Source organism: Streptomyces sp. NPDC005574 (genome assembly GCF_040605435.1).
Classification (GTDB): domain Bacteria; phylum Actinomycetota; class Actinomycetes; order Streptomycetales; family Streptomycetaceae; genus Streptomyces.
Genome location: NZ_JBEXCW010000003.1, coordinates 57,123 through 79,163 on the forward strand (window position 1 = coordinate 57,123; position 22,041 = coordinate 79,163).

Annotated in this window: 20 protein-coding genes, 2 tRNA genes and 1 pseudogene; 15 read left to right on the forward strand and 8 right to left on the reverse strand. The window is 71.3% G+C overall.

All coding sequences use genetic code 11. From position 1 onward, the window contains the following. Positions 1-3: 3 nt before the first annotated feature. Entirely contained in the window at positions 4-213 is a 210-nt protein-coding gene (locus ABZT03_RS03155) for a hypothetical protein (RefSeq protein WP_356032751.1), read from the forward strand. A 52-nt stretch (positions 214-265) separates the two neighbouring features. Here the strand turns inward: ABZT03_RS03155 and ABZT03_RS03160 are convergent, their stop codons facing one another. Both ABZT03_RS03160 and ABZT03_RS03165 read right to left on the reverse strand, forming a co-directional pair. Beyond that, positions 266-1,642 carry an AarF/ABC1/UbiB kinase family protein gene (locus ABZT03_RS03160; RefSeq protein ID WP_356032753.1) on the reverse strand — a complete coding sequence of 459 codons (1,377 nt, stop codon included), beginning with the start codon at positions 1,640-1,642 and terminating at the stop codon, positions 266-268. Further along, positions 1,635-2,849, reverse strand: coding sequence for a TOMM precursor leader peptide-binding protein (locus tag ABZT03_RS03165; protein ID WP_356032756.1), 1,215 nt, complete (start codon positions 2,847-2,849; stop codon positions 1,635-1,637). Before ABZT03_RS03165 ends, ABZT03_RS03160 begins: the two co-directional genes overlap by 8 nt. Before the next feature lie 271 nt (positions 2,850-3,120). On the opposite strand from ABZT03_RS03165, the gene ABZT03_RS03170 reads away from it, so the two are divergent. The 4 genes from ABZT03_RS03170 (at position 3,121) to ABZT03_RS03185 (ending at position 7,005) form a co-directional block, all read left to right on the forward strand. Then, a complete protein-coding gene (locus ABZT03_RS03170; protein WP_356032758.1) occupies positions 3,121-3,717 on the forward strand; it encodes a M48 family metallopeptidase in 597 nt (198 codons plus the stop codon). 141 nt (positions 3,718-3,858) lie between these two features. Continuing rightward, entirely contained in the window at positions 3,859-5,544 is a 1,686-nt protein-coding gene (locus ABZT03_RS03175) for a TerD family protein (RefSeq protein WP_356032761.1), read from the forward strand. Between the two features lie 11 nt (positions 5,545-5,555). After that, positions 5,556-6,236: an AIM24 family protein gene (locus ABZT03_RS03180; protein ID WP_356032763.1), complete on the forward strand. Its 681-nt coding sequence runs from the start codon at positions 5,556-5,558 to the stop codon at positions 6,234-6,236. Positions 6,237-6,249: 13 nt separating this feature from the next. Continuing rightward, positions 6,250-7,005, forward strand: coding sequence for an AIM24 family protein (locus tag ABZT03_RS03185; protein ID WP_356032766.1), 756 nt, complete (start codon positions 6,250-6,252; stop codon positions 7,003-7,005). A 65-nt stretch (positions 7,006-7,070) separates the two neighbouring features. On the opposite strand, the gene ABZT03_RS03190 is transcribed toward ABZT03_RS03185, so the two are convergent. Together ABZT03_RS03190 and ABZT03_RS03195 are read right to left on the reverse strand one after the other, a co-directional pair. Further along, positions 7,071-7,592, reverse strand: coding sequence for an NUDIX hydrolase (locus ABZT03_RS03190; protein WP_356032769.1), 522 nt, complete (start codon positions 7,590-7,592; stop codon positions 7,071-7,073). Continuing rightward, positions 7,589-9,025 carry a zinc-dependent metalloprotease gene (locus ABZT03_RS03195; RefSeq protein ID WP_356032772.1) on the reverse strand — a complete coding sequence of 479 codons (1,437 nt, stop codon included), beginning with the start codon at positions 9,023-9,025 and terminating at the stop codon, positions 7,589-7,591. The genes ABZT03_RS03190 and ABZT03_RS03195 overlap by 4 nt, the downstream gene beginning before the upstream one ends. A 192-nt stretch (positions 9,026-9,217) precedes the next feature. Between ABZT03_RS03195 and ABZT03_RS03200 the strand changes: the two genes are divergently transcribed. The 4 genes from ABZT03_RS03200 (at position 9,218) to ABZT03_RS03215 (ending at position 12,485) form a co-directional block, all read left to right on the forward strand. Beyond that, complete coding sequence (locus tag ABZT03_RS03200) at positions 9,218-10,333, forward strand: SDR family oxidoreductase (RefSeq protein ID WP_356032774.1); 1,116 nt, start codon at positions 9,218-9,220, stop codon at positions 10,331-10,333. Between the two features lie 248 nt (positions 10,334-10,581). Continuing rightward, positions 10,582-11,043, forward strand: coding sequence for a molybdenum cofactor biosynthesis protein MoaE (locus tag ABZT03_RS03205; protein ID WP_356032777.1), 462 nt, complete (start codon positions 10,582-10,584; stop codon positions 11,041-11,043). 118 nt (positions 11,044-11,161) lie between these two features. After that, the gene (locus ABZT03_RS03210; RefSeq protein ID WP_356032779.1) at positions 11,162-11,326 is read left to right on the forward strand and encodes a hypothetical protein; all 165 of its coding nucleotides are present in this window, start codon (positions 11,162-11,164) and stop codon (positions 11,324-11,326) included. Between the two features lie 70 nt (positions 11,327-11,396). After that, the gene (locus ABZT03_RS03215; protein ID WP_356032781.1) at positions 11,397-12,485 is read left to right on the forward strand and encodes a PDZ domain-containing protein; all 1,089 of its coding nucleotides are present in this window, start codon (positions 11,397-11,399) and stop codon (positions 12,483-12,485) included. A 7-nt stretch (positions 12,486-12,492) separates the two neighbouring features. Here the strand turns inward: ABZT03_RS03215 and ABZT03_RS03220 are convergent, their stop codons facing one another. Beyond that, positions 12,493-13,035 carry a PPA1309 family protein gene (locus ABZT03_RS03220; protein ID WP_356032784.1) on the reverse strand — a complete coding sequence of 181 codons (543 nt, stop codon included), beginning with the start codon at positions 13,033-13,035 and terminating at the stop codon, positions 12,493-12,495. Between the two features lie 165 nt (positions 13,036-13,200). Here ABZT03_RS03220 and ABZT03_RS03225 point away from each other — a divergent pair, with 165 nt between their 5' ends. The 4 genes from ABZT03_RS03225 to ABZT03_RS03240 all read left to right on the forward strand — a co-directional run bounded on the left by ABZT03_RS03225 (position 13,201) and on the right by ABZT03_RS03240 (position 18,525). Further along, the gene (locus tag ABZT03_RS03225; protein WP_356033159.1) at positions 13,201-16,167 is read left to right on the forward strand and encodes a UPF0182 family protein; all 2,967 of its coding nucleotides are present in this window, start codon (positions 13,201-13,203) and stop codon (positions 16,165-16,167) included. Positions 16,168-16,220: 53 nt separating this feature from the next. After that, positions 16,221-16,294: transfer RNA gene (locus tag ABZT03_RS03230), tRNA-Met, on the forward strand. A gap of 205 nt (positions 16,295-16,499) precedes the next feature. Continuing rightward, a complete protein-coding gene (locus tag ABZT03_RS03235) occupies positions 16,500-18,317 on the forward strand; it encodes a tetratricopeptide repeat protein (RefSeq protein ID WP_356032787.1) in 1,818 nt (605 codons plus the stop codon). A 134-nt stretch (positions 18,318-18,451) separates the two neighbouring features. Beyond that, positions 18,452-18,525 (forward strand) — tRNA-Met (locus ABZT03_RS03240). Positions 18,526-18,782: 257 nt separating this feature from the next. Here the strand turns inward: ABZT03_RS03240 and ABZT03_RS03245 are convergent. Then, on the reverse strand, positions 18,783-19,199 hold the full coding sequence (locus ABZT03_RS03245) for a Fur family transcriptional regulator (RefSeq protein WP_356032790.1): 417 nt from the start codon (positions 19,197-19,199) through the stop codon (positions 18,783-18,785). 82 nt (positions 19,200-19,281) lie between these two features. Between ABZT03_RS03245 and ABZT03_RS03250 the strand changes: the two are divergent. Further along, positions 19,282-19,512: pseudogene (locus ABZT03_RS03250) on the forward strand (catalase-related domain-containing protein); the annotation flags it as partial. A 76-nt stretch (positions 19,513-19,588) separates the two neighbouring features. Here the strand turns inward: ABZT03_RS03250 and ABZT03_RS03255 are convergent. Together ABZT03_RS03255 and hisN are read right to left on the reverse strand one after the other, a co-directional pair. After that, positions 19,589-19,981 carry a CBS domain-containing protein gene (locus ABZT03_RS03255; protein WP_356032792.1) on the reverse strand — a complete coding sequence of 131 codons (393 nt, stop codon included), beginning with the start codon at positions 19,979-19,981 and terminating at the stop codon, positions 19,589-19,591. A gap of 147 nt (positions 19,982-20,128) precedes the next feature. Then, positions 20,129-20,929: a histidinol-phosphatase gene (gene hisN / locus ABZT03_RS03260; RefSeq protein WP_356032795.1), complete on the reverse strand. Its 801-nt coding sequence runs from the start codon at positions 20,927-20,929 to the stop codon at positions 20,129-20,131. A gap of 148 nt (positions 20,930-21,077) precedes the next feature. Here hisN and ABZT03_RS03265 point away from each other — a divergent pair, with 148 nt between their 5' ends. Then, positions 21,078-21,686, forward strand: a complete 609-nt coding sequence (locus tag ABZT03_RS03265; RefSeq protein WP_356033162.1) for a helix-turn-helix domain-containing protein — start codon at positions 21,078-21,080, stop codon at positions 21,684-21,686. Positions 21,687-22,041: the final 355 nt, after the last annotated feature.

The following is a 22,041-nucleotide window of genomic DNA, read 5'->3' on the forward strand; positions in this document are numbered from 1 at the left end:
CAGGTGACCAGTCTTCCCGGAGGCAGTGACGACCGCGGCCGCACCTCACGGCCGCGGCCCCTCGCGTGCGCCCGTTGCAGCACCACGGCTGAGGCCCCGCAGCCCACCTGGATCTGCTCCGTGGAGAACGGCAGCCGCCACTACTTCTGTGACGCCTGCTCCCGTGAGCACCTCAGGGCGATCGAGGGACGGCTCGACTCCTCCTGGTGGTAGTCGCGGCAGCGCTGGACACACCGGCCGGCGGCGGCCGCGCACCTCGCCGGTCTCACGCCTCCGCGGCGGACTCCTCCGCCTCGTCGGGCTCCGTCTCCTCCGGCACGAATCCCGGCAGCCACTCCTCCAGTTCCTCCCGCAGCCGCACCGTCGCGCCCAGCTGGCACAGCACACCGATCGTGCTCAGAGTCACCCGGTGGATGAGCAGGTAGGACGGCGGCAGGTTGAGCTGCCTGCCCAGCTGGTGGGCGGGGGAGCGGGGGTCGGCGATACGGGCCGCCTGGCCGCGCATCCAGCCGCGGGTGAAGGTGAACTCGTCCGCCTGAGCGGGCTCGATGATCGGCTCGAGGTAGTCGAGGACGGCGTCGGGGTCGAGCTTTATGGACTCCTTGACGAATCCCTCCGTGCGCAGCAGGTCGTAGACCGCCTCCGCCTCGCCGTCGAGGGTCATCCGCAGCGAGGCCCCGATGGTGGCCGGAAGTCCCCCCGGGAGACGGTCGACGGTGCCGAAGTCCAGGACGCCCAGGCGCCAGTCGTCCTTGCCCGCCGGGCCGCCGGGCAGGAGCCGGAAGTTGCCGGGATGCGGGTCGGCGTGCAGCAGTCCGGTGCGGGCCGGACCGGAGAAGAGGAAACGGGCAAGGAGCTGGCCGGCGCGGTCGCGCCGCTCCTGGGTGCCGTCGGCGATCACCTCCGACAGCGGGGTGCCGTCGATCCACTCCGTGACCAGGATTTGGTCGCACTGGTGGACCACACCGGGGACGACGACGTCCGGATCGTCGGCGAACTCGTCGGCGTGGGCCTGCTGGGCCTGCGCCTCCAGGCCGTAGTCCAGTTCCTCCGAGACCCGGTCGCGCAACTCCGCGATCAGCGGCTTGATGTCCATGCCGGGGATGAGGGGGCCCAGCAGGCGGGCGAATCGGCTCAGCTGCGTGAGGTCGGAGAGCAGGGCCTCACCGGCGCCCGGATACTGCACCTTGACCGCCACCCGGCGGCCGTCGTGCCACACCGCGCGGTGCACCTGGCCGATCGACGCGGCGGCCGACGGCTTCTCCTCGAACTCGACGAACAGGTCCTGCCAGTCCGCGCCGAGCCGCTCCCGCAGCACCGTGTGCACGGTGCGGGTGGGCATCGGAGGGGCCGCCTCCTGCAATTTCGTCAGCGCCGCCCGGTAGGGTCCGGCGACCTCCTCGGGCAGAGCCGACTCGAAGACGGACAGGGCCTGGCCGAACTTCATCGCCCCGCCCTTGAGCTCACCGAGCACCTTGAACAGCTGCTCCGCCGTCCGCTGTTGCAGCTCTCGGCCGACGATCTCCGCGGACTCCCCGACGATTCTCTTGCCGAGTCCCCAGGTGGCCCGCCCGGCGAAACCGAGCGGGAGCGCGGCGAGCTTGGCGGTCCGGGTGACCGCCTTCCGGGGAAGATCAGACATGCGCCCTCCAAGTCCCTGCCGGCCGCGCCGGGTCCGCCTTGCGGCGTGACTTCCTTGACGGCCGTTGCTCCGCCATTGTCGCGTGCGATACCCCGTCCTTGGTGGTGTGTTCCCCCTTACCTTTCTCCGCCGCCCCGCACGGACACGCCGAGTGCGCCCGAACCGGGCGGGCGTTCCAGTGCAGTGCCGGCAGGGAGACCTCCCAACGGGCGCCCGCGCTCGAGGGGACGCGGCCGTCCAGAAAAGCCAGTGCGTGGGCCGCCGCCAGTCCCGCGACCGTGGTGGCCAACGTCACGTCACAGGGCCGCACCGCGCGGTGCCGGCCGGAGTTCCACTGCGCGACCAGACGGGGCCAGGCGGGGTCCTGGTCGGTGCGCCCCTCGTGCAGGCAGCCCGCACACCCCGTCTCGCCCGGCAGGACGAAGGGACCCACCAGCCCGGTGGCCTCCACGACCCCGGCGTACAGATGCGGGGTGCCGGCGGCGACGAGGGGCTGCGCGCCGGAAGGGGAGGGGGCGTAGACCGCGACGTCGTCCCGGGGCGCCAGGATCACCAGGGACAGGCCCGGGTCGTCGTCCACCGCCGCCGCCCGGGAGCCGCGACGGGGCGGGCGGTCCGGTGCCGCCCGCCGCACGACCTGCCGGGCGGCCTCGTCCCTGCGGTCGCCGACGGTTTCGGCGGGCAGTCCGCCCGGGGCGACGTCCCAGGGTTCGACACGGCCGCCGTCGCGCACCTCGACCTCGCCGACTCCCGCCCCGGACAGCAGCGCGGCCAGGATCGCCCCGACCCGGCCGGCGCCTCTCACCTGCACACGCAGTGAGCGGCGGGCGGCCAGCGCTCTGAGGCCGTCACCGGGTTCGGAGGTGGTCAGGGACAGCGAGGCCAGATCCGGGCGAAGCCGGTCCAGGACCTCCTTCTTCGTACGCAGGGCGTCGGCGGCCGGCCCGCCGCCGCGAGCGTCGTCGAGCAGTCCGGCCTGCGCCAGCCGCTCGACGAGGCCGTCGACATGAGCGCCGGGCAGGTCCATGCGCCGGCCCTCCTCCCGCAGCAGGGCCGGCTCGCGGGTGCCGTTGAGCAGGTCCAGGAAACTGCCCGTCGCGGTGTCCACCGGACCGAGCGTCATCGCGTGCGCCGGGGTCATCCCGAACTGCACGGTGTTGAGGTCGCGCCAGCCGCGCCGGAGCGCGGGCTTCACCATCGGAACCATCGCACGCATGACAGGCCCCCGTAGCCCTCGGTGATCCACGTCGAAAGGTGCCGTCCGCCGCTCAAGGCGGGACGGAGACCGGGCGGACGTCGGACGATTTCGTCCCCAGCTCCGCCGGCCAGAGCCAGCATGCCTGTCCCCGTCGCGGGGCGCCGAAAGTTGTCCACAGGCTGTGGGTATTCGTCGTACGAATCAGACGCATGGCGGGGGATCGGCAGCGAACCGTCCCGGAGTCGGGACTTCCTCCGTGTGCAGAGGGTAACGTCGGGGCGTGTCCGCCGACCCACTGAACCGCGCCGGAACACCGCAGCGCAGCACGACGAGCCAGCCGCCCAGCGGCTCGGGGGCGAGCGCGATCGAGGTACGCAGGAGCGCCCGCCGACGCCGGACGGTCTCCGCCTACCGCGAGGGCGACCGCACCGTCGTGCTCATCCCTGCCCGGATGTCCGAGGCGGAGGAGCAACGCTGGGTGAGCGTCATGCTCGACAAGCTGGCCGCGCAGGAGAGCAAGCGGGTGCTCGGCGACACGGAGCTGGCGGAGCGCGCGCAGCGCCTGTCGGCGCAGTACTTCGACGGCCGGGCCCGGCCGGCGTCTGTGCGCTGGGTCACCAACCAGAACACGCGCTGGGGCTCCTGCACGCCCTCCGAGGGCAGCATCCGGTTGTCGCACCGGTTGCAGGGCATGCCCGAGTACGTCGTCGACTACGTGCTGGTCCACGAGCTCGCGCACCTGCTGGTGCCCGGTCACGGGCCCCGGTTCTGGCGGCTGCTGGAGGCGTATCCGCGCACCGAGCGGGCCCGCGGCTACCTCGAAGGCGTGGTCGCCGCGGACCGGCTGCCCCACCCGCCGACATCCCGCGGGGAGTGACGGCGATCCGGCGCGGGACGGGCCGGACGACGGCCGCCAGGGGATTGTGTACCGGCTCTGTACCGACTTCGTCCGATGTCGGAGTTTGCCGTTAGCCTGACGCGACGCACTCGCATTCGGGATGGGGGACGGTCGTAACGCATGGCCAGGGAATTCCAACGCGGCCACAAGGCCAAGATCAGTGACCTCACCGCGGGCACCGATCTGTACGTAGGCGTACACATCGGCGGCCCCGGGCTGACCTTCGACATCAGCTGCTTCGGCCTCGACGCCGACGAGCGGCTTTCGGACGACCGTTACTTCGTCTTCTTCAACCAGCCGAAGTCCCCCGAGGAGTCCATCCAGCTCCTGGGCGCGCAGGCGGGCGACACGGAGTCCTTCCGCGTCACGCTCGACAGGATCCCGCCGCAGATCCAGAAACTGTCGTTCACGGCGACGCTCGACGGCGCCGGACAGATGTCGCAGATCGCCCCCGGATACGTCCGCATCGTCGCCGGCGGCGAGGAGGTGGCGCGCTACCCCTTCAGCGGCGCGGAGTTCTCCACCGAGCGCGCCGTGATGCTGACCGACCTCTATCTGAAGGACGTGTGGCGGTTCGCCGCGGTCGGACAGGGCTTCGACGGCGGCCTCGACGCGCTGCTGAAGAACTTCGGCGGCGAGGTCGCCGAGGAGGAGACGCCCGTCCCGCAGCAGTCCCAGGCAGGCGCCGCCCCCGGATTCGCGCCGCCCGCGCAGGCCGCCGCGCCGCCGTCGTTCGGTGCCCCGGCCGCTCCGGCCCCCGCGCCGCAGCCGGCCCAGGGCTTCGCGCCGCCCCCGGCCCAGGGCTTCGCGCCGCCCCCGGCCCCCACCCCCTCCGTGCACGCGGCGCCCACCATCATCGCGCCGCTGGCCCCGCCCGGCGGCTCCCACGTCCCGCCGCCCTCCCCGGCGCCCGCGCCCTACGGCCAGCAGGGCCAGCAGCAGGCGCCGTACGGCCAGACCGCCCAGATGCCCCCGGGCTACGGACAGCCGCCGGCTCCCCCCGCGCCGCCCCCGCCGCCCGGCTACGGACAGCAGCCGCCCACGCCTCCGGGCTACGGCCAGCAGCAGCCCCCGTTCGGTCAGGTCCCCGGCCAGCCGGCCCCCTACGGAGCGCCGCAGGGCATGCCCCAGGGTGCCCCGCAAGGCGCCGGTGTGTCGGCCGCGCTCCAGAAGTTCAGGGAGACGCCGACCGGACAGCGCTGGACCCAGCAGAACAAGAAGCTCGTCCGGGTCGACCTCGGCATCGGCGGCCAGCCCGTCCTGGCCCGCCAGGGCAGCATGGTGCTCTACCAGGGCAAGGTCGACTTCAGCTACAAGGGCGCCGGATTCGCCGGCCGGATCGTGGGAAACGCGACCGGGCAGGAGATGCAGCTGATGCGCTGCACCGGCCAGGGCCAGGTGTTCCTCGCCGAGAACTCCACCCATCTGCACCCGGTGGAGCTCCAGGGCGACGCGATCTGTGTCTCCGCGGAGAACGTCCTCGCCTTCGACGAGAGCCTCCAGTACGAGGTGCGCCGCGTCGAAGGGCACGGCATCCCCGGTGGGGCGCTGTTCACGATGCAGTTCCAGGGCACCGGCACGATCATCGTGAAAACGCACGGCACACCCGTGGTGCTGCCCGTGACGCCCACGACCTTCGCCGACTGCAACGCCGTGGTCGCCTGGTCGGCCGCCTCGCAGGTGGTGGTCTCCAGCCAGGTGCGGATGCGGCGCAACGCCTACCCCGGCGACACCGGAGAGAGCGTCAACCTCCAGTTCCGGGGCGCGCCAGGCAACTTCATCGTCGTCCAGCCGTACGAGGTCTAGGGGAGCCCGTCATGAACCAGCCGCTCGCGGGCTACGCTCCCGCACCCGTCACCGCCCGCATGGACAACCACGGCAACCACATGCTGAAGGTCGCCATGCAGACCGGAAACGACCTCCTCGCGCGCGTGGGGTCGATGGTCGCCTACGAGGGGTTCGTCCAGTACGAGCCGAACCCGCCCGCCGTCCGCCAGATCGCCCGTGACTGGGTCACCGGCGAGGGCGCCCCCCTGATGAAGTGCTCCGGCGACGGCCTGCTCTACCTCGCCGACTACGGCGCGGACGTCGTCGTGATCAACCTCAACGGCGACGGGATCTCCGTCAACGCCACCAACCTGCTCGCCTTCGACGCGCACCTGACCTGGGGCGTCGAGCGGGTCAAGGGCCTGGCGAAGTTCGCCGGGCAGGGCCTGTGGAACACGAAGATCTCCGGACAGGGCTGGGTGGCGCTGACCTCCCGGGGGAAGCCGATCGTCGTCGACTGCGGCGGCGGCGAGGACGAGACGTACGTCGACCCGGACGCGCTCGTCGCCTGGTCCCCGAACCTCAAGGTGAAGGGCAAGCGCAGCTTCAAGGCGCAGTCGCTCATCGGCCGGGGCAGCGGCGAGGCCTACCAGATGGCCTTCTCCGGTCAGGGCATCGTCGTCGTCCAGCCCAGCGAGGACAGCACCGACCGTCTCCGGCTCCGGGGCTGAGGGGATCACCACCATGCAGAGCCCGCTTTTCGCCCACAACGACCAGCAGACCCAGGAGCGCTGGAGTCTGCAGAACAAGCAGATGCTGCGCGTCGTCATGGAGGGCCACGACGACATCCTCGCCCGCAAAGGCACGATGGTCGCCTACCAGGGCCTCGTCGAGTTCGACGCCGAGTACCAGAGCAACAACCAGGGCCGCGCGCGTGCGTACACGGGCGAGGGTCTGGACCTCATGCGCTGCCACGGCCAGGGCACGGTCTTCCTCGCCAACCTGGCCCAGCACATCCATCTGGTGGAGGTCGAGCAGGACGGGCTGACGGTCGACAGCAGCTATGTGCTGGCCATGGACTCCTCGCTGCACCACGAGGTCATCGCCGTCGACAGCCTGTACGGCATCTCCGGCTCGGGGAAGTACCAGCTCAACATCACCGGCCGCGGCAGGGTCGCCCTGATGACCTCCGGCGCGCCGCTGATGATGCAGGTGACGCCCGACAAGTACGTCAACTGCGACGCCGACGCGATCGTCGCCTGGTCGACCGGTCTGCGCGTGCAGATGCAGGCCCAGACCCACACCTCCGGGGTGTGGCGGCGCCGCGGCAACACCGGTGAGGGCTGGGAGCTCAGCTTCATGGGCAGCGGCTACGCGCTGGTCCAGCCGAGCGAGCTGCTGCCGCCGCAGAACGCCCAGATCGGACAGGGCGCGGCCGCCCAGTTCGGGATGGGGCAGCACGGCGCCCGCGCGCAGAACCAGGGCAACGCCTGGAGCTGACGGCCCGGAAACAGGTAGGGGTAAGGGGCGACCGCCCATGGCGGTCGCCCCTTACCCCTACCCGCTCAGGCTCGCGCGCGTGCCGCGGCGAGCAGCCGCAGGACCGAATTGTCGGCCACGCCCGCCACCTCGTCGTAGGTGAACCAGCGCAGGTCGAGCGACTCGTCACTGATCGCCTGGACCGCCCCGGGCGGGGCCACGGCCGCGTACTGGACGTCGAAGTGCCAGTGGCAGGGCGCCGGGATCGGGTGCCGGTCCAGGCGCACCGGGCCGCCCGGCAGCAGGGACAGCCCGGCGATCCCCGACTCCTCGGTGGCCTCACGCAGGGCCGCCTCCGCCAGCGTGGCGTCGCCCGGTTCGCAGTGGCCGCCCATCTGGAGCCACATCCGCAGCTTCCGGTGGAGGGTCAGCAGCACGCGCCCGCGCTCCGGGTCGAGCACCAGTGCGCTCGCCGTCACATGGCCGGCCGTGCACGCCTTCCACATGCCGTCCGGATGGGCGTCCAGGTGATCCAGGTAAGCCTGGCGCAGCTCTTCCTGGCCCTCGTGCTCCTTCAGGACGAGGACCGCGTCGTCGTACAGGCTCACTCCGTGCCGTCGCCCTTGGTCTCGCCGTCGTCGTCCTTCTTGCCGAGGTCGGGCTTGTCGGCCGCCTCGCCGAGCATCTTGTCCCACTCGGAGAAGTCGGACTGCTCGCGGTGCACGAACCCGTCCGGGTCGTCCAGGTCGGACGCCGTCGGCAGCATGTCCGGGTGGGCCCACAGACCGTCACGGCCGTCGACACCGCGCGCGTCCGTGAGGGACGCCCACAGCCGGGAGGCGTCCCGCAGCCGGCGCGGACGCAGTTCGAGGCCGATCAGCGTGGCGAACGTCTGCTCGGCCGGCCCTCCCGTCGCGCGGCGCCGGCGCAGGGTCTCGCGCAGTGCGTCGGCGGAGGACAGGCGGGGCTTCGCGGCCGCGTGGACCACCGCGTCCACCCAGCCTTCGACCAGCGCGAGGGCCGTCTCCAGACGGGCCAGGGAAGCCTTCTGCTCGGGCGTGTCCTCCGGCTGGAACATGCCCTGCTGCAGGGCGTCCTGCAACTGCTCCGGGTTCTGCGGGTCGAACTGACCGACCACGTCCTCCAGCTTGGCCGTGTCGACCTTGATCCCGCGCGCGTAGCCCTCGACCGCTCCGAACAGGTGGGAGCGCAGCCACGGCACGTGTGCGAAGAGACGCTGGTGGGCGGCCTCGCGCAGGGCGAGGTACAGCCGCACCTCCTCCTGCGGTACGCCGAGGTCCTTGCCGAACGCGTCGATGTTCACCGGCAGCAGCGCGGCCTTTCCGGCCGGCCCGAGCGGCAGGCCGATGTCGCTGGAACCGACGACCTCGCCCGCCAGCACGCCGACGGCCTGGCCGATCTGCGTGCCGAACATCGCGCCGCCCATCGAGCGCATCATGCCGATCAGCGGGCCGGCCATGGCCTGCATCTCCTCCGGCAGGACGTCGCCCATGGCGTTGCCGACGCGCTCGGCGACCGGGTCGACGAGTTCCTTCCACGCCGGAAGGGTCGCCTCGACCCACTCCGCGCGGCTCCACGCCACCGCGGAGCCGGCGCCGGACGGCAGCGACGTCGCGTCGTCCAGCCACAGGTCGGCCAGGCGGACGGCCTCCTGGACGGCGTTGCGCTCGGAAGGGCCGACGCTGGCGTCCTTCGTGCCGTCGGCGGTGCCCTGGGAGACGGTCTGGCGGGCGATCTGCTTGGCCATGTCCCAGTTCACCGGGCCGCCCTCGTAGGAGAGCATCTGGCCGAGCTGCTGGAAGGCGGCGCCCAGGTCGTTGGGGTTCAGCGAACCGAACATGGCGGCGAGCGGATTGTCCGCGCCGGGGCCGCCGAGGCCTCCGGCACCGGGCAGCCCGCCGAAACCGAACGGGTTGGCCGGTCCCTGACCACCGCCGCTCTGCTGGTCCTTCTTCTTGCCCTCGTCGCCGTCGTCCGGCTCCTCCGGCGGAAGGCCGAATCCGAATGGGGTGTCACTCACGGGAATCCTCGGCTGGTAAGGCCGCCGGTTCTCTCCGACGGCGCGACTGCCCGACAACACCACCCAGCGTAGACACCGAGAGCGGTTCGGGCCTCGGTGCTTCGCCGACTCTCGGCCTGCGGCAGGATGGATGCCACCTGGTACGTACGCGTCACGCGCGCTCGTACTGAAGACAACCGCTGGAGACGCCCGGTGAGTTCCCCAGATCCGCAGGTTCGCGCAGCGCGAAACCAGTCAACCACTCCCGCCACGCGCGGGCCCGTCGTCGCGGTCACCGGTGCCGCGTCCGGTGTCGGCGCGCTGCTCACCGAGCGGCTCGCCGCGTCGGAGGAGATCAAGCAGGTCATCGCCATCGACGAGCGGCGCGGCGAGTGCGCGGCCGCCCAGTGGCACATCCTCGACGTGCGCGATCCCGCCATCGCCGAGAAGCTGCGCGGCGCGGACGTGGTGGTCCATCTGGCGCTGGACCTCGACCTGGAGACTGATGCCGCCGCCCGAACGGCCTACAACGTACGGGGGACACAGACCGTACTGACCGCCGCGGCGGCGGCCGGGGTGCACCGGGCGGTGCTGTGCACCTCCGCGATGGTCTACGGGGCGCTGCCCGACAACGAACTGCCGCTGTCGGAGGACGCGGAACTGCGGGCCACGGCGGAGGCCACCGGGGTCGGGGACCTCCTGGAGATCGAGCGGCTCGCGCGCAGGGCGCCGCGGGCGCACCCCGGGCTCAACGTCACCGTCGTCCGCCCCGGGGTCCTCGTGGGCGGCGGCACCGACACCGCGCTGACCAGGTACTTCGAGTCGCCTCGGCTGCTTGTGGTGGCCGGGTCGCGGCCGGCCTGGCAGTTCTGCCACATCGAGGACCTGTGCAGCGCGCTGGAGTACGCCGTCCTGGAGAAGGCGGAGGGGGAACTCGCCGTCGGGTGCGACGGCTGGCTGGAGCAGGAGGAGGTCGAGGAGCTCAGCGGCATCCGGCGGATGGAGCTGCCGTCGGCCGTCGCGCTGGGCGCCGCGGCCCGGCTGCACCGGATCGGCCTCACGCCCTCTCCTGCCGGGGACCTGGCCTACACGATGTACCCCTGGGTGGTGAGCGGCAGCCGGCTGCACGACGCGGGGTGGCGGCCGCAGTGGACCAACGAGGAGGTCCTCGCGGAACTGCTGGAGGAGGTCTCCGGCAGGCACACGGTGGCCGGGCGGCGACTGGGGCGCAAGGACGCGACGGCCGCGGGTGCGGCGGGGGCGACGGTCGCTCTGCTGGGGGCGGCGGCGGTCGTGCGCCGGGCCCGGAAGGCGCGGCGGCGGATCTGAGGCGGGCTGCCGTCCTCGGACCCTGCCTCCGGCGCGAAGGGCCTGCCCCCTCCGACCCTGCCTCCGGCCCGAAGGGCCCTGTCCTCGAGCGCCGGACGGGCTGGGAGTGGTCGTACGGCCTCGTCCGCGAACGCCGCGCGGGCTGAAGGCGATCTGTACGAGGCTCCAAACGTGCACGCGCGCGTGCCGGGGCATCGTCGTACGTCCCGTGGTTTCCCGTGGTTCCTGGTGTGCGGCACGATGGGGGCATGGCACCTACCAACGACCATCCGGGTGAGCAGGGCGCGCAGGACCCCATCAAGCTGCTCGGTGTCCGGGACACGCCCCTGTCCCTGGACGAGGTCTTCCGGGCCGTCGGTGACGACGCCGCCGGCGGTACCGCCCTGTTCGTGGGCACCGTGCGCAACCACGACGGCGGAGCCGACGTGGACGAGCTCGGCTACTCGTGCCATCCCAGTGCCGAGGCCGAGATGCGGCGGATCGCCGAGAAGATCGTCGCGGAGTACCCGGTACGCGCGCTGGCGGCCGTCCATCGCGTGGGCGATCTCAGGGTCGGGGACCTCGCCGTGGTCGTCGGCGTGTCGTGTCCGCACCGGGCGGAGGCCTTCGAGGCCTGCCGGAAGCTGATCGACGACCTCAAGCACGAGGTGCCGATCTGGAAGCACCAGAGGTTCTCCGACGGCACCGAGGAGTGGGTCGGCGCCTGCTGACCCCGCTTGGCCACCCTTCCGGTTGCGTAACCGGACCCCTGCCGTGAGCGTTGTCTGTGCGGATGGTTAATCTGCTGATCAGTCAGTTGCGGTGGTTCTTCGCGGATGGGAGGTCGGCATGGCGGCACTCGCCTGGCTGCTGATTCCGTTCGCGGCCGCGATCGGCGCGGGCCTGTGGGGCGGTTGGGCCAACCGGACGCACCGGGTGCGTGGTGACGGGCCCGAGCTCGACGGGTACGCCCGTTTCCGCGAGGCCATGGAGAAGTCGCACACCGGCCCCTGACGCGGGCCACCGGCCCCTGACCGGGCGGCCCTGACGGTGCGCTGACAGTGGCGTCCCGTACTGTCGTGCCATGCCACGCCGCACCGCGACGATGCTCGCCTCGACCCTGGTACTGATCGCACTTCTGTGCGCCGGAGTGTTCATCCCCGTGCCCTACGCGGAGATGTCCCCCGGGCCCACGGTGAACACCCTGGGTGACCACGCCGGCGAGCCGGTCCTGCAGATCTCCGGACGCAAGACCTACGCGGCGAGCGGGCACCTCAACATGACCACCGTCCGGGTCACCAGCGCCGACTACCGGATGAACCTCGTCGAGGCGTTCTACGGCTGGCTCGCGCACGACAGCAAGGTCGTCCCGCACGACACGCTGTACCCGAACGGCAAGACCGAGGAGCAGTCCACCCAGGAGAACGCCGAGGAGTTCAGCCAGTCCCAGGAGAGCGCGAAGGTCGCCGCCCTGAAGGAGCTGAAGATCCCCGTGCGGTCCTGGGTGATCGTCTCGACGGTCGTCAAGGGGTCGCCCTCAGAGGGCCGGCTGCACGCCGGAGACGTGATCAAGGCCGTCGACGGCACGGCTGTCAAGCAGCCGGCCGACGTCGCCGACCTGGTGACCAAGCACAAGCCCGGCCAGAAGGTCGTCTTCACGGTCGTGCCCGCCAAGGAGCAGGCCGCCGCGGAGAAGGCCCACAAGACGGCCACCCGGACGAAGAACGTCACGATCACCACCGCGACCTCCGACGACGAGAACGAGAAGCGGGCCATCGTCGGGATCTCCGCGGGCACCGACCACACGTTCCCGTTCACCATCGACATCAAGCTGGCCGACGTCGGCGGCCCGAGCGCCGGACTGATGTTCGCGCTCGGCATCTACGACAAGCTGACGCCCGGCGACCTGACCGGCGGCAAGTTCGTCGCGGGCACCGGCACGATCGACGACGACGGCAAGGTCGGGCCGATCGGCGGCATCGCCCTGAAGACCGTCGGCGCCCGCGACAAGGGCGCCCAGTACTTCCTGACCCCCGCCGACAACTGCTCGGCCGCCGCCAAGGACACCCCCGGGGGACTCACCCTGGTCAAGGTGAACACCATCAACGACGCGCTGAAGGCCCTCAAGGACATCCGCGGCGGCGACACCGCCGACCTGCCGAAGTGCGACTAGCCGGACGCTAGTCCTCGAACGTCGCCGACAGCGCCTCGGCCAGGCCCGGCACCAGCGCGCCGCCGGTGAGGACCTCCGTCGGGGCGTCCTTCTCACGCAGACGCAGCGCCGAGTCGCGGGTACCGTCGCGCAGCACCGCGACCGTCATCCGGACCTCCTGGCGGTCCGGGTGCTCGGCCACCCACTGGGCGAGCTTCTTCTCGTTCAGTCCCTCCGGCACGGACGCCTCGGCGGACGGGGGCAGCATCAGGCGCTCCACGGTGAGGGCGCAGCCGGCCACGGCGTCGGGCCAGGCGATCGTGGCGAGGAACTCGTCCAGTGCCTTGCCGGCCGGGATCTCCTCCTGCTCGATCGGGGTGAGGGCGGCGACCGCCGACTCGTCCTGAAGGCCGAGCTGGGCCGCGAGGGCGGGTTCCTGGGTGCGCAGCCGCGCGGTGTCTACGAGGGCGAAGAGACGGGCGGGCTGATCCCAGCCGAGGCCGGAGGCGTACTCGTCGATCTCGAGTACGGCCCGGGTGAGCGGGTTCGCCGCCATGGGAGTGTTGGACATGGTCACAATCCTGCCTCGTTCATGGCCGGAATCGGGAACCGAGTAAAGCGTGAGTAAGTTGCATAGGTGTGGGCCTACGATCACGGGGCCCTCCGACGGCCCGCGAGGACAAGGGCCTGACGGACCGACAGCGAACTTCTTGGGGTGCGCACCTTGGCTTTCCAGATGCCGGACCGCGGCGGAGGCCCGACAGGGCCGCGAATGAGAGTGGGCCGCCCGTCCCGGCGCGTCCGGACCCTGCTGATGACACTGGGAGTGCTCGCCGTCCTCGGCATGGCGTTCACCATGTTCGCGGGGTTCTGGACGGACTGGCTCTGGTACCGGTCGGTGAACTACTCGTCCGTGTTCACGACCACGCTGTGGACCAAGATCGGGCTCTTCTTCGTCTTCGGTCTGCTGATGGCCCTCGCGGTCGGCTTCAACATCTGGCTGGCGCACCGGCTGCGCCCGCCGCTGAGCGCCATGTCGATGGAGCAGCAGAGCCTCGACCGGTATCGCATGGGCATCGCGCCGTACAAGAGGTGGCTGCTGTTCGGCATCACCGCGCTGGTGGGTCTGATCGCCGGTGCCTCGGCGTCGAGCCAGTGGCGGACCTGGCTGATGTGGGTCAACGGCGTGTCCTTCGGGCAGAAGGACCCGCAGTTCCACCTCGACGTGTCCTTCTACGCCTTCGACCTGCCCTGGTACCGGTTCCTGCTGGGCTTCGGCTTCGCGGCCACGATCCTCTCCCTGATCGCCGCCGCGCTCACCCACTACCTGTACGGCGGGCTGCGGGTCACCAGCCCGGGCGCGCGCGCCACGGCCACGGCCACCGGACATCTCTCGGTGCTGCTGGGCGTCTTCGTCGCGCTGAAGGCGGTCGCGTACTGGCTCGACCGGTACGGCCTCGCGGTCAAGTCGAGCGACTTCAAGGCCACCGACAACTGGACCGGCCTGCGGTACGTCGACGCCAACGCCTATCTGCCGGCCAAGACGATCCTGTTCTGCATCGCCGTCATCTGCGCCGTGCTGTTCTTCGCCACGCTGTGGCGGCGCACCTGGCAGCTCCCCGTGATCGGCTTCGGTCTGATGGTGCTGTCCGCGATCCTCATCGGCGGCCTGTACCCGGCGATCGTGCAGAAGTTCCAGGTCCAGCCGAACGAGCAGGCCAAGGAAGCCCCGTACGTCGAGAAGAACCTCAAGGCGACGCGCGAGGCGTACGGCATCGACGGCGCGAAGGTCACCGAGTACTCGGGCAAGAGCACGACCACGGACAAGACCAAGCTGCGCGACGACGTCGACTCCACGGCGAGCATCCGCATCATGGACCCGAACGTCGTCTCGCCGACGTTCCAGCAGCTCCAGCAGATCCGGAACTACTACGCGTTCCCGACCAACCTGGACGTCGACCGGTACAGCAAGGACGGCAAGGACCAGGACACGGTCATCGGTCTGCGTGAGCTGAACCTCAACGGCATTCCGAAGAACAACTGGATCAACGACCACTTCCGCTACACCCACGGCTACGGAGTGGTCGCCGCCAAGGGCACCGAGGCCGACTCCGAGGGCCGCCCGGTCTTCACCGAGTCCGACCTGCCGTCCAAGGGCGACCTCGGGTCGTACCAGCAGCGGATCTACTACGGCGAGAAGACCAGCACGTACTCGATCGTCGGCGGTCCCCAGAAGGAGATCGACTACTCCGACGACAACGGCGAGAAGACCACCAGCTACCAGGGCACGAGCGGGGTCAACCTCTCCAACCCGATCAACCGGGCCGCCTACGCGGTGGCGTTCAGCGAGCCGCAGATCCTGTACTCCGGTGCGATCGGCGAGGGTTCGCGGATCCTGTACAACCGCACGCCGAAGGAGCGCGTCGAGGCGGTCGCCCCCTGGCTGACCATCGACGGCGACGCCTACCCGGCGGTCGTCGACAACAAGATCCAGTGGATCGTCGACGCGTACACCACGACCAACGGCTACCCGTACGCCTCCCGTACGACGCTCGGCGACACCACGGCCGACTCGCTGACGGCGACCAACAACAACCGCACCGTGGTCGCCCAGCAGAACCAGGTCAACTACATCCGCAACTCGGTGAAGGCGACCGTCGACGCGTACACCGGCGCCGTGAAGCTCTACCAGTGGGACATCAAGGACCCGGTCCTCAAGACCTGGATGAAGGCGTTCCCCGGCACGGTGGAGCCCAGGAGTGACATCTCGGGCTCGCTGATGGCCCATCTCCGGTACCCGCAGGACCTGTTCAAGGTCCAGCGCGAACTGCTCACCCGCTACCACGTGAAGGACGCCACGACCTTCCTCAGCGGCAGCGAGGTGTGGCAGGTGCCCGACGACCCGGCCACCAAGTCGGGCAACGCGGTGCCGCCGTACTACCTGAGCATGAAGATGCCCGACCAGGCGGCGCAGGCCTTCTCGCTGACGACGACGTTCACGCCCAACGGCCGTGACAACCTCAGCGCGTTCATGTCGGTCGACGCCGAGGCGGGCACCCCCGACTACGGCAAGATCAGAATCCTGAAACTGCCGACCAACACGACGGTCAACGGACCCAAACAGGTCCAGAGCACCTTCAACTCCGAGCAACGGATCGCCGAAGCGATCAAACTGCTTCAGGGCGGCGACTCCGACGTCGAGTACGGCAACCTGCTGACGGTCCCGCTCGACGGTGGACTGCTCTACGTGGAGCCCGTCTACGTACGCGGTGGTGGGCTCAAGTACCCGCTGCTGCGCAAGGTGTTGGTGACCTACGGCGGTGCCACCGCCTTCGAGGACACCCTCGACCAGGCCCTCAACAAGGTGTTCGGCGCCCCGGGTGCGACCACCAAGCCACCGGGCGACACCACCACCAACCCGCCACCGACCTCCAACAACCCCACGGTCCAGCAGGCGTTGGACGACGCCCAGAAGGCCTTCGACGCCGGCCAGGAGGCGCTCAAGAAGCCCGACTGGGAGGCGTACGCTGCGGCGCAGAAGGATCTCGAGTCGGCGCTGAAGCGGGCCGAGGAGGCGCAGTCCAAGGCCGACAAGAACAGTGGCGGCGGCAGCAAGGCGGGCAGCAGTCCCGGTCCGAGCGGCAGTCCGAAGCCCAGCGGCAGTCCGAGCAGCAGCAAGAGCGGCAGTCCCGGCAGCGGGTGAACCGGTAGGCGATCAAGCCCCCTCCGCGCCGTGGTACGGTTGACACACAACGGCGCGGGGTGGAGCAGCTCGGTAGCTCGCTGGGCTCATAACCCAGAGGTCGCAGGTTCAAATCCTGTCCCCGCTACTGCATGCGAAGGCCCGGATCCTCCAAGGATCCGGGCCTTCGTGGTGTGCGAACGCATGTGCCGGAGGGTCGGACGGCCGCGCCGCTGTGGGGAGTTGGGCGACTTGTGTTTGACTTGTCTCTCTGTGGGCAAGTCGACAAAACGCTGTAGTGACCTCACTGGCTGCGGTATACCAGGTGTACCCAGGTTGCAGGTGGTGCGACGATGGACGTTATGGGGGACAAGGCAACTCTGTTCGAGACAGGGCGATTTGTGCAGCCTTCCGGACCGGGCGAGGCCGGTGAGGCGGCGGAGGACGCGGCCGAGGAAGTACGGCAGCGGCTTGCCGCCGAAGCGGGCGACGCGGACGCGATGAGCGTCCTCGGAGCCATGCTGCTGCGCCGCGGCGATCTCGACGGAGCCGAGCCCCACCTGCGTGCTGCCACCGCGGCGGGGGACCGCGCGGCCGCCAACAACCTGGGAGTCCTGCTCCACCAGCGCGGATACGCGGACGAGGCGGCGGGATGGTGGCGGATCGCCGCCGTAGCCGGGTCCGCGGCCGCCGCGCACGCGCTGGGCCGGCACCACCGCGAGCGCGGCGACGAGCCGGCCGCCGAGTACTGGCTGCGGCAGTCCGCCGAACAGGGACACGCCCTCGGCGCGTACGCGCTCGCCGACCTGCTCGAACACCGGGGCGACGCCGGGACCGAGCGGTGGATGCGGGCCGCCGCCGAGCGCGGACACCGCGAGGCCGCCTACCGGATGGCCCGCGCCCTGGACCGGCGCACCGCCCACGAGGAGGGCCGCGAAGCCGACGACGCTCCCGCCTCCGAGGGATCGGAAGAAGCCGAGCAGTGGTACCGGCAGGCCGCCGCACGCGGGCACCGGCGCGCCGCGCTGCACCTCGGCGCGATCCTGGAGCGGCGTGGCGCGCTCAAGGAGGCCGGGCGCTGGTATCTGACGTCCGCCAAGGACGGGGAGGCGCGGGCCGCCTGCGCGCTCGGCTTCCTGCTGCGGGACGCGGGCGACACCGAGAGCGCCGCCGTGTGGTGGCTGCGCGCCGCCCAGGACGGCGACGGCAACGCGGCCAACGCGCTGGGCGCGCTGCACGCCGAGCGCGGCGAGCCGCAGACAGCCGAGCGGTGGTACCGGGCGGCGATGGACGCCGGCGACGTCAACGGCGCGTACAACCTCGGCCTGCTCTGCGCCGAGCAGGGGCGCACCGCGCAGGCCGAGCAGTGGTACCGGCACGCGGCCTACGCCGGGCACCGGGAGGCGGCCAACGCGCTGGCGATCCTGCTGCTCCAGGGCGGCGACACCGCGGGCGCCGAGCCGTGGTTCTCCAAGGCGGCCGAGGCGGGGAGCGTGGACGCCGCGTTCAACCTCGGCATCCTGCACGCCGGACGCGGCGAGGAGCGGCCGGCGCTGCGCTGGTACGAGCAGGCCGCGGCCGCCGGTCACACGGAGGCGGCGCTGCAGGTCGGCATGGCGCGGCTGCGCGACGGGGACGAGCTGGAGGCGGAGCGGCATCTGCGGTGCGCGGCGGGCGGGGGCAGCCCCGAGGCCGCGTACCGGCTGGCGACCGTGCTCGACGCGCGGCGCCCGCCGGTGCCCGAGCACGAGCTGGGCGAGTCCGTGCACGAGAAGAGCGAGTGCGAGGAGTGGTACGAGCGGGCCGCGACGCAGGGGCACCGGCGCGCACAGGTGCGGGTCGGGATGCTCGCCGCGGCCCGGGGCGACATCGTCGAGGCGGCGCGCTGGTACCGGGAGGCGGCCGAGGCGGGATCCCGCAACGGCGCGTTCAATCTCGGACTGCTGCTGGCGCGGGAGGGCAGCGAGCCCGAGGCGGCGGTCTGGTGGACGCGCGCGGCTGACGCGGGGCACGGGCGGGCGGCGCTCCGGCTCGCGCTCGTCTACGCGCGTCGCGGCGAGCTGGCCGAGGGACAGAAGTGGGCGGACCGGGCGGTGACGCTGGGACCGGCCGAGGTCTCGGAGCGGGCGGCCCGGCTGCGGGACGCGCTGCGGCAGGAACTGTCGGCCTGAGGCGCCCGGCGCCCGGCGGCCGGCGGGGTGGACGGAGCCCGGCCGGCCGTCCCCCCTCGCCCCCACCTCCGCTGACCTGCGCGGAAAGCGATTTGCTTCTCCCGGCATCCTTGACGTAACGTTGCATTCAACGACGCGGGGTGGAGCAGCTCGGTAGCTCGCTGGGCTCATAACCCAGAGGTCGCAGGTTCAAATCCTGTCCCCGCTACTGAAGGCCGAGGGCCGGAATCCGAAAGGGTTCCGGCCCTCGGCGCGTTGGCGGTGCCTCGCGCGTCGGCGAGCGCCTGGCTTGCGCGGCGCCCGGGCCCGCCGGCCCGACCACGGATCGCGGCGGGAGCACACGGCACGCGGCAAGGCGTCACGCGGCGTGTACCCGGCGGCGCACGGCACGCACCACACGGCACGAGGCCCCGGCACCAAGGGGTGCCGGGGCCTCGTCGTGGTCGTCTGTGCGGTGTTGCGGGCTTACGCGGCCGCGCAGTTGGGGCACAGCCCGCGGTACGTCACCTCGACGTCCGACACCGTGAAGCCGAAGCGCTCGGAGTCCGGAAGGTCGGACAACGGGTCGCCCGTGGGGTGGACGTCACGGATCGCTCCGCACTGCGCGCACACCAGATGGTGGTGGGGCCGGTGGGCGTTCGGGTCGTACCGTTTGGCGCGCTTGTCGGTGGCGACCTCGAGGACCTCACCGAGGGACACCAGTTCGCCCAACGTGTTGTAGACGGTCGCCCGGGAGATCTCGGGCAGCCTGCCGACCGCCCTCGAATGGACCTCGTCGGCCGTCAGATGCACATGCTCGCCGTCGAGGACCTCGGCCACGACACGTCGCTGCGCGGTCATACGCCATCCGCGTCCGCGCAGCCGTTCCAGAAGGTCGCTCATGTGGTCAGCCTAACAGAGGTGGACCAGAATCCGAATAGGTGTGACTTTGGAGCTTAACTTAACTTAGACAAAGTCCATTATGGGATCGAGCTGTACGCGGGTGCACGCCGAGGGCAACGGCTTCGTGCGGGCGGGCAACCTCTAGCGCCTGATGTCCGAGGACGAGAAGACCCGTCTGGTCGTCGACCTGTCCGGCTTCACCGCCAAGGTCTCGCGCGACGACATCGCCGAGCGCGCGATCAACAACTTCCGGCAGGCGGACGCAGACTTCGGCGAGCGGCTGGAGGCCGCGGTCCAGGCCCTGCGCGGCTGACACCAGCACTTGACCGCTTGTCGCGGGAGGTGGGCCGGTCCCGTGGGGGGCCGGCCCACCGGCATGCCCGGGGTGCTCAGGCGGGGACCCGCTGCCGCACGGGGGCCCAGCAGCGGATGATGTCGCGGACCGAGACGATGCCGACGGGGTCGCCGCCGTCGAGGACGATGAGATGGCGGAAACCGCCGTGGGCCATGGCGCCGGCCGCCTCCTCCAGGGTCCAGGCGGGGGCGGCGAACACGACGTCGTTGGTGGTGTGGTCCTGGGTGCGCTCGGCGTCCGGGGACTGGCCGAGGGCCACGGAGTTCAGGATGTCGCGTTCGGTGAGGATGCCGACGCCGCCGGCGTCGGGGTCGAGGACCACGGCCGCGCCGACACGGCGGGCGGACATCAGGGCTGCGGCCTGGCGGAGGGTGTGGGCGGGGCCGATGGTGAGGACCACCGTGCTCATGGCGTCGCGGACGAGCATGGGATGGAGCCACCTCCTTGAGAACCCACTTAGTTCGTGAATTCACAAATTCACAAGTGGGGGGACTCCCAGAGTGGCAGGTAAAGCGCGGGTCAACAAGAGGGCGCGTGCGTCCGGCGGACGGCGCACGCGCTCACCTCACGATGCTCAGTAGCGCTGGTTGAGATACCCCAGGAACTCGTCGTGCAGCAGCCCGTTCGACGCCGCCGCGTTGCCGCCGTGCGGGCCGGGGCGGCCGTCGAGGGCGGTGAAGGTGCCGCCGGCCTCCGTCACGATGATCGCGTTGGCCGCCATGTCCCAGAGCGACAGCTCGGGCTCGGCGCAGATGTCGACGGACCCCTCGGCGACCATCATGTAGGGCCAGAAGTCGCCGTACGCGCGCGTGCGCCAGACCTCCCGGGTCAGGTCCAGGAAGCCGCCCAGGCGCCCCTGGTCGTCCCAGCCGGTGAGCGAGGAGTAGGCGAAGGAGGCGTCGGACAGGCGCGAGACGTTGGACACCCGCAGCCGGCTCGCCGAGGACAGACTCCGTCCCGAGTACGCGCCGTGGCCCTTCGCGGCCCACCAGCGGCGGCCCAGGGCCGGGGCGGAGACGACGCCGACGACGGGCTGGAAGCCGCCCTCGCCGGCCTCCATCAGGGAGATCAGGGTGGCCCAGACGGGCACACCGCGTACGTAGTTCTTCGTGCCGTCGATCGGGTCGATGACCCACCGGCGGGGACCGGTGCCCTCGATGCCGTACTCCTCGCCGAGGATCGCGTCGCGCGGGCGGGCCCGCTGGAGCTGGCCGCGGATCAATTCCTCCGACGACTTGTCCGCCTCACTGACCGGGGTCATGTCCGGCTTCGTCTCGACCTTGAGGTCGAGGGCCTTGAAGCGGGCCATCGTCGCGGCGTCGGCGGCGTCCGCGAGGACGTGGGCGAGACGCAGGTCGTCGTGGTAGTCGGGCATGTGGTGAACGGTATCTGCCGGGCCCCCGCCTAGCTACAGCGGACCGGTCCGCTTGTCACCGGGTCGGCCTCCGCACCGCCGCGAACCCTTGACAGTGCCTGCGGGCGCGTCAAATCTGGGGCGAAGCCGCTCGCCCAGGGAGGCGATGATGCCTGCAGCGCGGGAGTCCTTGCTGGACGCCGCTTTCACGGCGCTGGCGCACCGGCCGTGGTCCGCCGTGCGGATGGTGGACGTGGCCGCGACCGCCGGAGTGTCCCGGCAGACGCTGTACAACGAGTTTGGCAGCAAGGAGGGCCTCGCCCGGGCGCTCGTGCGCAGGGAGGCCGACGGTTACCTCGCCGGGATCGACCGCGCCCTCGCGCAGCCCCTCGACGCGCGTGAGCGGCTCACCGCGACCGCCGAGTGGACCGCGGCGTCGGCCCGTGAGAACCCGCTGGTGCGGGCGATGGTCACCGGTTGCTGGAGCGAGCGCCTGCCCGCGCCGACGCTGACGGCGGTCCCGTCCTCCTCGGCCGTCCCGGCGCAGCGGCGGGCGGACGGGCCGCTGCCGTCACCCGGCGACCTCGTGGCGATCGTCCGTGAGCGGGCCGTGGCCGCCCTGTCCGGTGCCGGCGCGGTGCGGCCGGACCACGCCGACCTGGCCCGCTCCTGTGAACTCGTCGTCCGCCTCGCCCTGTCCTGCGTGGCGGCCCCGCCGGGTGAGGGTGGCGTGAGCGAACTCGTACGGGCGGCTCTGCAGCGGCAGTTGACGCCCTGAGCCCGTCCCGCGTCGCGGCTCCGCCGGGTGGCTCGTACGGGCGACGCCTCAACGGCAGTTCACGCCCTGGGCCTGTCCTGCGTCGCGACACCCCACCTTGGGCGCGGATGCGGTCGTACGGGCGGCTTTCCAGAGGCAGTTGACGCCCGGCGTCTGCCCTGCGTCGCGGCCCCTGGGGCGCAGATGACTCGTACGAGCGCATCCCCAACGGCAGTTGACCTCGCAGCCCGCCACCCTCCGGCGGCGGTCAGTCTCCGGCGAACCGCCACCCTCCGGCGGCGGTCAGCCTCCGGCGATCCGCCAGCCTCCGACGCCCCCCACCCTCCGACGCCCGCCAGCCTCCGGCGTCGGTCAG